General features: G+C 72.8%; 9 protein-coding genes. 4 read left to right on the top strand and 5 right to left on the bottom strand.

The window, feature by feature from the left end; genetic code table 11:
* Positions 1-105: 105 nt before the first annotated feature.
* Both ACZ5WK_RS01625 and ACZ5WK_RS01620 read right to left on the bottom strand, forming a co-directional pair.
* A complete protein-coding gene (locus ACZ5WK_RS01625; RefSeq protein WP_465543865.1) occupies positions 106-2,850 on the bottom strand; it encodes an FtsX-like permease family protein in 2,745 nt (914 codons plus the stop codon).
* A complete protein-coding gene (locus ACZ5WK_RS01620) occupies positions 2,847-3,638 on the bottom strand; it encodes an ABC transporter ATP-binding protein (protein ID WP_396325554.1) in 792 nt (263 codons plus the stop codon). Before ACZ5WK_RS01620 ends, ACZ5WK_RS01625 begins: the two co-directional genes overlap by 4 nt.
* Positions 3,639-3,942: 304 nt before the next feature.
* Between ACZ5WK_RS01620 and ACZ5WK_RS01615 the strand changes: the two genes are divergently transcribed.
* Positions 3,943-4,812, top strand: a complete 870-nt coding sequence (locus ACZ5WK_RS01615) for an S-methyl-5'-thioadenosine phosphorylase (RefSeq protein ID WP_465543863.1) — start codon at positions 3,943-3,945, stop codon at positions 4,810-4,812.
* A 150-nt stretch (positions 4,813-4,962) separates the two neighbouring features.
* The gene (locus ACZ5WK_RS01610) at positions 4,963-5,811 is read left to right on the top strand and encodes a class I SAM-dependent methyltransferase (RefSeq protein ID WP_465543861.1); all 849 of its coding nucleotides are present in this window, start codon (positions 4,963-4,965) and stop codon (positions 5,809-5,811) included.
* Between the two features lie 61 nt (positions 5,812-5,872).
* On the opposite strand, the gene ACZ5WK_RS01605 is transcribed toward ACZ5WK_RS01610, so the two are convergent.
* Both ACZ5WK_RS01605 and ACZ5WK_RS01600 read right to left on the bottom strand, forming a co-directional pair.
* Positions 5,873-6,613 (bottom strand): NUDIX domain-containing protein, encoded by a 741-nt coding sequence (locus ACZ5WK_RS01605; RefSeq protein ID WP_465543859.1) that lies wholly within the window; start codon positions 6,611-6,613, stop codon positions 5,873-5,875.
* A gap of 35 nt (positions 6,614-6,648) precedes the next feature.
* Complete coding sequence (locus ACZ5WK_RS01600) at positions 6,649-6,903, bottom strand: hypothetical protein (protein WP_465543857.1); 255 nt, start codon at positions 6,901-6,903, stop codon at positions 6,649-6,651.
* A gap of 125 nt (positions 6,904-7,028) precedes the next feature.
* Here ACZ5WK_RS01600 and ACZ5WK_RS01595 point away from each other — a divergent pair, with 125 nt between their 5' ends.
* A complete protein-coding gene (locus ACZ5WK_RS01595) occupies positions 7,029-7,856 on the top strand; it encodes a helix-turn-helix domain-containing protein (protein WP_465543855.1) in 828 nt (275 codons plus the stop codon).
* On the top strand, positions 7,853-8,062 hold the full coding sequence (locus ACZ5WK_RS01590; RefSeq protein ID WP_465543853.1) for a DUF397 domain-containing protein: 210 nt from the start codon (positions 7,853-7,855) through the stop codon (positions 8,060-8,062). The genes ACZ5WK_RS01595 and ACZ5WK_RS01590 overlap by 4 nt, the downstream gene beginning before the upstream one ends.
* Before the next feature lie 76 nt (positions 8,063-8,138).
* Here ACZ5WK_RS01590 and ACZ5WK_RS01585 read toward each other — a convergent pair whose 3' ends face one another.
* Entirely contained in the window at positions 8,139-8,636 is a 498-nt protein-coding gene (locus tag ACZ5WK_RS01585; protein ID WP_465543851.1) for an LGFP repeat-containing protein, read from the bottom strand.
* Between the last annotated feature and the right edge of the window lie 504 nt (positions 8,637-9,140).

Raw genomic sequence — 9,140 nt, 5'->3', positions numbered from 1 at the left:
GGGTTGGGGGGGGGTAGGCAGATACCACCCACCACCCCCACCCCCCCCCCCCCCGCCCCCCCCCCTCCCCCCCCCCCCCGGCCCGGGCGGGGGTCGGCCGCGGCCTCAGCCGAGGCGGCGGGTGAGCGGGGTGCGGGAGCGGGTGAAGAGGCCGGCGAGCAGGCCCGCGAGGAGCGGGACGACCAGCGCGGTGAGGGCGATCTCGCCCCAGGGAACGACGACCGGGTTGGTCACGCCCGGGTAGTCGATGTCCCGGGTCTTCAGCAGGGCGAGCGCGGGCACGAACCCGTTGACGGTGCCGAGCACCGCGCCCAGCACGGCGATCACCGCGCACTGGACGCCGGAGAGCCGGCGGCGGATGCCCGGCGGTGCGCCGACGGCGGCCAGGGTGGCCTGGTCGCGCCGGGAGTCGGCGGCCGCGAGGCCGGTGGCGATGCAGGCGGCGCCGAGGACGACCAGCGCGGCGAAGCCGGTGAGGGCGAGGGTCGGCAGGTCGTCCTTGGCCTGGAAGCCGCGTTCCACCTCGAGCTGGGCCATCGGCACGAGCCGGTCGGCGGTCGCCACGGCGCGCTGCTGCGCCCGGCGGTCGGGGACGGTGGCGGGCAGCCAGGCCGCGCCGACGGGCTGGACGCTGACGCCCTGACCGAGGCTCTCGATCGCCTTGGCGCCGATGACGGCGGCGCCGTAGCGGTCGGCGGCGGGGTTGTCGACCAGGACGGCGTCGACGGCGATCTCCTTGATGTCCTGCCCGGGGTTGGTGCCCGGCTGCGGGGCGCTGGTGAACCCGCCGGTGAGCTGCAGCACCACCTTGCCGTCGTGGATCCGGGAGGCGTTGAAGACGATGGCCTTGCCCGCGGCGAGCGCCTGGTCGGCGGCCGGGTCGCGGAGGTCGAAGGCGTTGTGCAGGACGGCCGCGTCGCCGACGACGAGGGAGTTCCGCCCGAGGCCGCCACCACTGCCCTTGAGGGTGACCGCGCTGGAGCAGCCCTGGCACCAGGAGTAGAACGCCTGGGAGAGGTCGGCGCGTTCGCCGAGACCGGGCATGTCGCGTTCGACGGCCGACCGCAGCCGGGGGAGCTGCGGGTCGCCCGCGGGGACGGCGAGCGTCACGGCGTTGACCGGGGTGTGCGGCCGGTAGGTCTCACGGTCCCGCGCCTCGGTGCTGGCGGTGTAGAGGCCTACGGCCACCGAGCCGGCGACGGCGGCCATGACGGCGGCGATGGCCGGGGCGGTGCGCCCGCGGTGGCGGGCGGAGTCGCGCAGGGCGAGCCGCCCGCTGAGCGGCAGATGACGGGCGATCCGGCCGCAGAGCGCGATCAGCAGCGGGGTGAGGGCGAGCAGGCCGAGTTCGGCGGCGGCCGAGCCGGCCAGCACCATCAGGGTCATCTTGTCGAGGCCGGCGAAGACGGCGATGCCGCGGCCGGTGCCGTCGTTGGTACCCACCGCGAGCAGGGCGGTGGCCGCGCCGGCGACGAAGAGGACGATGCCGAGGGCGGTGGTCCGGCGGTTCGGCGGCTTGACGGTGTCGCGGTCGTTGAGCCCGGCGGTGACGCTCTGCCGGGCGGCCTGGAGAGCGGGCAGCGCGGCGGCGAGCAGCGCGGTGACGAGGCCGACGGCGCCGATCGCCGCCAGGTCGGCGGCCTGCAGGCCGAAGTGGCCGAACCGGCTGCCGGCGGTCTCCTCGATCCACGGCCGGAGCGCGGCGACCAGACCGGTGCCGAGCAGCACCCCGGCGGCCGCTCCGGCCACGCCGAGCACCAGGCCGCCGCCGAGGACGACGGCCGCGACGTGCCCGCGGTCGCCGCCGCCGGCGGCGAGCAGGGCCAGCTGCCGGCGGGAGCGGCGGGCGCCGACGGCGAAGGCGGGCCCGGCGAGCAGGGCGACTTCGAGCAGGGCCATGCCGGCGACGGTGGCGACCACGACGGCGGTGTTCTTGCGCGTGGAGTCGCTCAGGCTGACCTTCTGGGCGCGGTACGACACCTGACCCTCGGCCGGCGGGTGGAGCGCGACGGTGCGCGAGGTGGCGGTGAAGCCGTACTGGTTGAGCTGCTGCACGCCGGCCCAGTCGAGCGGCTTGCCGGAGGGCAGCTTGACCAGCCAGGACGCCTTGTCGGCGGCCTGCTCGGATCCACCGGTCGGGGCCTTGGCGGCGGGGGCCAGGGCGGCGAGCGGCGCGAGGACCTCGCCGGGGCGGCCGACGAACTCGACCTTGCCGAGGTCACCGGGGCGCTCGACCACGCCGGTCACGGTGAACGGCGTCTTCTCCAGCCCCTTCAGGGTGGTGGTGGAGCCGAGGCCGAGCCCGGACTCGTCGAGGAAGGCCCGGGTGACGGCGGCCTCGTGCGGACCCTTCGGCGCCCGGCCCTCGACCAGGGTGATCCTGCCCTTCCAGGCCGGGTCGGCGAGGTCGGCCTCGGCGGTGTCGGTCTGGAGCAGGCCCTCCCGGGAGGCGGCGCTCGCGGTGGGGCCGGGGCCGGCCGGCAGCAGGGTGGAGCCGGGCAGCAGCTCCTTCAGCAGGTCGGCCGGGATGGAAGTGGCGCCGCGGGCCTGTTCCGGCGTCGGGGCCTGTCCCTCCCGGGGAGCGACGGCGTAGGCCCCGTCCTCGGCGAAGGGGAGCTGGTGCACGGTGCTGCCGGGCGCGTAGGCGGTGACGTACGCGTCGGACCCGCCGAGCAGCCGCTCGGTCCGTTCGGCCGTGGTGAGCTGCCCGCTGCGGTAGACGACGTCGGCGCCGGCGACACCGAGGACGGGCAGGGCGACCATGGCGACGACGAGGGCGCTGCGGCCCTTGGCGCGCAGGGCGTCACGGCGGGCGATCCGCAGCGTGACCTTGAGGGAGCGGAGCTTCATCGGACGGCCCCGATCCCGTTGGCCTGGTGCGCGCGGCCGTGGCGGGCGGCGATCCGCAGCAGGGAGTCGGCGTCCTGGCCGATGCTCTCGTCCACGATCCGGCCGTCGCTGAGGAAGACGACGCGGTCGGCCCAGGCGGCGTGGCGGGGTTCGTGGGTGACCATCATGGCGGCGGCGCCGGCGTCGCAGCGGGCGCGCAGGACGGCGAGGACGGCCTCGCCGGTGGCGGAGTCGAGGGCGCCGGTGGGCTCGTCGGCGAGGACGAGGCGGCGGTCGCCGATCAGGGCGCGGGCGATGGCGACGCGCTGCTGCTGGCCGCCGGACATGTCGTCCGGGAAGCGGTCCGCGAGCTCGGGGATGCCCATCTCCGCCAGCGCGGCGACGGCCTTGCGGCGCGTCGCCCGCCCGGCGGCGCCGTCGAGTTCGAGCGGCAGGGCGATGTTCTCGGCGGCGGTGAGCGCCGGGATCAGGTTGTAGTCCTGGAAGACGTAGCCGACCGAGCGGCGGCGGACCTCGGCGAGCTTCTTGCGGCCGAGCTCGCCGAGGGCGACGCCCTCGACCAGGACCTGGCCGGTGCTGGGGGTGTCCAGCCCGCCGGCGAGGCTCAGCAGGGTGGACTTGCCGGAGCCGGACGGGCCCATGACGGCGACGAACTCGCCGGGCTGGACCGCCAGGTCGACCCCGCGCAGCGCCTGCACCTCGGCCGCGCCCCGGCCGTGGACCCGGGTGACGTGGTCCAAGTGCAGCACGGGTGCGGTGGCGCTCCTGCTGGGATTGGTCTGAGGCATGGGTGTTCCCCCTTTGGAAGTGGCATGGCGCCCGGGATGCGGCATGGCGACGGAAGGCTTCCGGACCGGCAGGGACTCCCCGCGGCCCGGTCCGGCCTGCATACCCAGTATGTATACCGCACCTGCCAGGGAAAAGTATATGCAGTCCGCCGACATATGTCGGCAGGGGTTCCGGGTCGGCCGCCGTCCGTGACCGGTGGGAACGGTTCCGGCACCCCCGTGGCCGCTGCCCGCCTAGGCTGGCGGGGCCAGTTCTCCGGACGAAAGGATCATCGAGATGGCGGGTATGGCGGACGCTGCGGGCATGGCGGGAATGGCTGGCATGGCGGGAACGGCGGACACCGCGGCCCATCGCGCCGAGCTGGGCGTGATCGGCGGCTCCGGCCTGTACGCGCTCCTCGACGACGTCACCGAGATCGCCGTCGACACCCCGTACGGCCCGCCCAGCGACTCCCTGTTCCTCGGCGAGGTGGCCGGCCGCACCGTCGCCTTCCTGCCCCGGCACGGCCGCGGCCACCGGATCCCCCCGCACCGGATCAACTACCGCGCCAACCTCTGGGCGCTGCACGCCCTCGGCGTCCGGCAGGTGATCGGGCCGTGCGCGGTCGGCGGCCTGCGCCCCGAGTACGGCCCCGGCACCCTGCTCGTCCCGGACCAGTTCGTGGACCGCACCTCGGGCCGGACCCAGACCTTCTACGACGGCCTCCCGCTGCCGGGCGGCGAGGCGCCCGAGGTCGTCCACGTCTCGATGGCCGACCCGTACTGCCCGGCCGGCCGGCACACCGCCGCGGCCGCGGCCCGCGACGCCGGCTGGGAGCCGGTCGACGGCGGCACCCTGGTGGTGATCGAGGGCCCGCGCTTCTCCACCCGTGCCGAGTCCCGCTGGTTCACCGCCAACGGCTGGTCGGTGGTCGGCATGACGGGCCACCCGGAGGCCGTCCTCGCCCGCGAACTCGGCCTCTGCTACACCTCGATGGCCCTGGTCACCGACCTCGACGCGGGCGTGGAGAGCGGCGAGGGCGTCACCCACGCCGAGGTGCTGGAGGTCTTCGCGCGCAATGTCGACCGGCTGCGCACCGTGCTGTTCAAGGCCCTGGAGAGCCTGCCCGTCACCCGGGACTGCGTCTGCTCGCACACCCTGGACGGCCTCACGACGGGCCTGCCGGGCGTCTGACGCCCGCCGTCGCCCCGCCGGGCGGCGGCCCGTTCGCGGTACGCGATTCCTCCCCTGCGTCCCTGTTCCGGCCGGAGGCCCCGAGTGTCACACTGCGTGTCGCAACCAGCCTATCGTCAAAGGAAGTTGGACGACCCGAGGGGGAGCGTCGTGACCATCGGGGAACCGGAGGGGATGCGCATGACCGACCAGGGGCAGGTCGACCCGGCGCGCAGCCAGGTGTTCGGAGAGGTGGCCGAGCTCTACGACGCCGCCCGCCCGGGCTACGCCGACGCGCTGGTCGCGGAGGTGCTGGCGTACGCGGCACTGGGTGACCGTGCCGCGGTGGAGGTCGGGGCGGGTACCGGAAAGGCCACGCTGCCGTTCGCCGCGCTGGGCACACCGCTCGTGTGCATCGAGCCCGACCCGCGGATGGCGGAGGTGCTCCGACGAAACACCGGGCCGTATCCGGGCGTTCGGGTCCACGCCGGCCGTTTCGAGGAGTGGCAGCCGGACGGCCGGAGCTTCGGGCTGCTCCTCGCCGCGATGTCCTGGCACTGGGTGGACCCGCAGCGGCGGTGGGGCCTCGCCCACGAGGCCCTCGCGCCCGGCGGCGCGGTGGCACTGTTCTGGAACCCGCAGGGGATCCGTGATCCGGGGCTGCACGCCGCCCTGGCCGAGGTAGACCGCCGGCACGGGATCACCGACTCTCCGCACAAGGACCTGACCTCGGCCTACGGCGAGGCAGCCGGGAACTGGGCCGGGCTGCCCGGCTGGCCCGAGGACGAGTGCCGCCGCGACGGCCGCTTCACCGACCTGCGCAGCGTCCGGTACCGGCAGGAGCAGCACTACGACACCGCCCGCTACCTGGGCTACCTGGCCTCGCTCTCGCGCTATCGCCTCCTCGCCCCCGACCGGCGCGAGCACGTCCTCGCCGACACCGCGCGGGTCCTGGACGCCCACGGCGGGAGCATCGCCATGGACCTCCTCAGCGACCTCTTCCTCGCCCGGGCGCGGTGAGAGGGGGGCTGCTCGGCGAGGCTGTTCGACCTGTCTACTCGGCGGCGCTGGGTCGGCGGGGCTACTCGGCGGGGATGCCGCGGAGGAGGAAGGGGAGGTGGGCGCCGCGGGCGAGGGCGGTGAGGGCCTGGGTGGTGCGGCGGTGCTGGTGGGTGGCCATGACGTCGGGGAGCCGGGCCTCGGGGACCCAGTGCAGGCCGACGACGTGCGGGGGTGGCAGGTGGCGCGCGAGGGTCACCTCCTGGGCCCGGGTGAGACGGCCGCCCCAGTAGACGAAGTGGACGGCCTCGGGCAGGAGTTGGGTGTCGGTGTAGTCGGTGGCGAGCAGGCTGCGGAGCGGGAGGACGAGTCCGGTCTGGGTCTCGGTGTGACGGCGGGCGGCGAGGTGGGGGAGTTCGTCGCGCTCGGCGCTGCCGCCGGGGAGGGTGTGGCCGTTCTTGTAGGTGGTTTCGAGGAGGAGGACGGCGCCGTCGGAGTTGAGGACGAGTGCCTGGTGGCCGAGCCGGCGGCGGGGCGGGTTGGTGAGGATCTCGGGGAGTGGGTACAGCAAGTCGGGCTCCGGTGGGATGAGTTGGATGTAGGTGACCCGCCCGGCTCGCGCGGGGGCCGCGAGCCGGACGGGAGTCGGGGGTATGGCTCGGTCGGGTTCCGTTGGCATCGAGAGCCAGGTGAAGCAGGCGGGGAGGCCGGCGACGACGCCGGTCGCGACGATGAGGCCGAGGATGAGCAGTCGCGGGCCGCAGGGTCCGTCGCGGATCGGCCAGCAGGCGAGGACGGCGGCGCCGGCGCTGGCGGCAGGCACGGCCGTGACGGCCGCGAGGAGTCTGAGGGTCGGGCTCACGCGGCGTCGTGCGCGCGGGGCCTGCTGGGGTGCTGGACGGTGAGGTGGCGGGGGTGGTCGAGCCGCTGGAGGTGCTCGGGCTTGGTGGTCCACTCGCAGCCGCCGCCGGCGGGGCGCAGGTAGGCGAGGTCGCCGAGGGTGTCCATGTAGACGCCTTCGGAGGGCTCGCCGGTGGCCGTGCGGTGGGCGAGGTCGCGGACGACTTCTCCGACCTTGGGCCTGTACGCGGGCATATGGGGGCGGCTGGGCATGTTGGCTCCAGTGGTTGCTCTGGGTTCCCGATCTCTTACCGGGCGTAGCCATGGTGGCCTGATTGGCCTACGATGGCCAGTGTCTAACCCTTGACTGTTTCGTCTGGTTATAGGTGGCAACGCCCATGCAGCAAAGCGAATCTGACCTGACATCATCGCCACTCGTTCGCTTCGGTGTGGAACTCCGCAGGTCAAGGCGAGCCATGAGATGGTCGCAGACCGAGCTGGGGCGGCGGATGGGTTTCTCGAATGCCATGGTCTCGTACGTCGAACGAGCGAAGAAGCCCGTAACTCATAACTTCGCGGTTAAAGCTGACGAAGTGTTCGGAACTGGTGGCACCTTCTATGAGCTCTGGCGTCGCTACTCGCGTGCCAGCCTGCTTGAGGGCTTCGCCGAGTTCGCGGAGGCTGAGGCACGATGTCGACGCCTGCGAACGTTCGAGCTGGGAGTGATCCCCGGACTGTTTCAAACTCCTGCCTATGCCGCAGCATTTGAAGCCGCAAGCGTCCGCCGTGGCAGCATCAGCCAGGAACAAGCCGATGAACGAGTGGCGTTCCTCGTCCAGCGCCAACAGCTACTGGAACAGAAGGCTCCGCCGACGATCCATGCCGTATTGGACCAGAGCTGTCTCCTACGGCCGATCGGTGGCCACGCTGTGATGCGAGCCCAGTTCGACCATCTTGAGGCGCTGGCCGACCGGCCCAACATCACGGTTCAGGTCGCGCCGTTCGAGCTTGCTGAGCAGCGGCCGTTCATGCTGCCGGTGGTCTTGCTCACCCTGCCAGATCGATCGGTGGTGGGATACGCCGAGTCCCAGCTCCGGGGGTACCTGGAACGCGGCCGTGCCCCGATCGCGGCTTGGGAGGAGGACTACGATCAGCTGCAGGTGGAGTCGCTGTCCACGGTGGCCTCACTCGCCATGATCCGCGCTGTTCGGAAGGACCTTGAATGACGCCCATCAACATGACCGGCGCCCGGTGGGTGAAGTCGCGACACAGCGGCAACGGGGGGAACTGTGTCGAGATCTCGCCTGACTTTCCGGGTCTGATCCCCGTCCGCGACTCCAAGGACCCTGAGGGCCCTGCGCTCGTCTTCCCTGCCGACGCCTGGCAGTCGTTCGTCACCGGCGTCCAGGCCGGCGAGTTCGGCACCGTCTGACCCTGCCTGCCCCTCAGTGCCCCGACCGGAATCCCGGTCGGGGCACTGATGTGTCACGGGTGCCCTGTGCGAAGCGTCAGAGGCAGAGGTTCTCGCTTGTCCAGGTCTTCGATGCCCCGCCGCCAACGGCTTGGAAGTAGATCACCGCGCACTGGAAGTTCTGGCGGATCTGGTCGCCCGCCTTGACCTCGTAGGAGGTGGGGTATCCGGGCCATCCCCGTTCGCATCCGAGGTCGCACCACTTGCCGCCGATGTCTCCCCAGACCGGCCAGGCGCCACTGCGCGGGGACCAGTAGATCGTGCCGTTCTGGAACTGCGTTCGCCGGCCGAACCCGTCGGGGTTGACCAGCTCGTCCGTGAGAGGACACCCGAGCGGCCCGGCGGGGCCGTTCATGTCGATGTACCTCTTCTCGATGTCGCCGACAACGTTCTTCCCGTTGTTGCAGTAGGAGTCGCCGGCCTGCGCGGGCGACGCGGCCGCGACGACGATCACGCTCGCCAGCAGGGTCAGGACCCCAAGTCCTGCGCCGATCCGGCCTCGAATCCTTCGTTGGAGGGTTGCGCCGAGGTGCATCACGTCCCGCCTTCCGCTTCCAGGGGCTGCTCACGATCGGTGTGCAATTGTCATTGCGGCTGCGTGGTCCTTACAAGAGCGCCGAGGGCGGGTACGGCAATTCAGGCCAAAGCCGTACAAGCCGATAGTGAGCTGATCGCGGAAGGGTGAGGCCGTTGCTCCGAGGCCCGGGCCCCAGAGCAACGAAGAGCGGTGCCACCGGCGTTGGGGCGCCGGTCGGGGTCGGGCCGGTAGGCGGCGGTGTCAGAAGGCTGTGCGGGTGTCGCTGCGGGCGTCGCCGACCGGGATGTGCTCGTCGTAGAGCCCGGCCCGGGCTGCGCGCGCCACGGGCGGGCGTGACGAACAGTCAGAGTGATGTCCCTGTCCTGCGAGTCGAGGTCGATGTCCGCGACCGCCAGGGCGGGACGTCCGTCCGAGGGACAGCGCGCCAGCCACCGTCCGCCGAGCGCCACGATCCCGGACGGCACCGTGGCGCTGTACTGCGCCCGGGATGGAGTAGCCGAG

It is taken from the genome of Kitasatospora sp. NPDC032757, from assembly GCF_055579305.1.
This window is presented reverse-complemented; position numbering and strand designations above follow the sequence as displayed.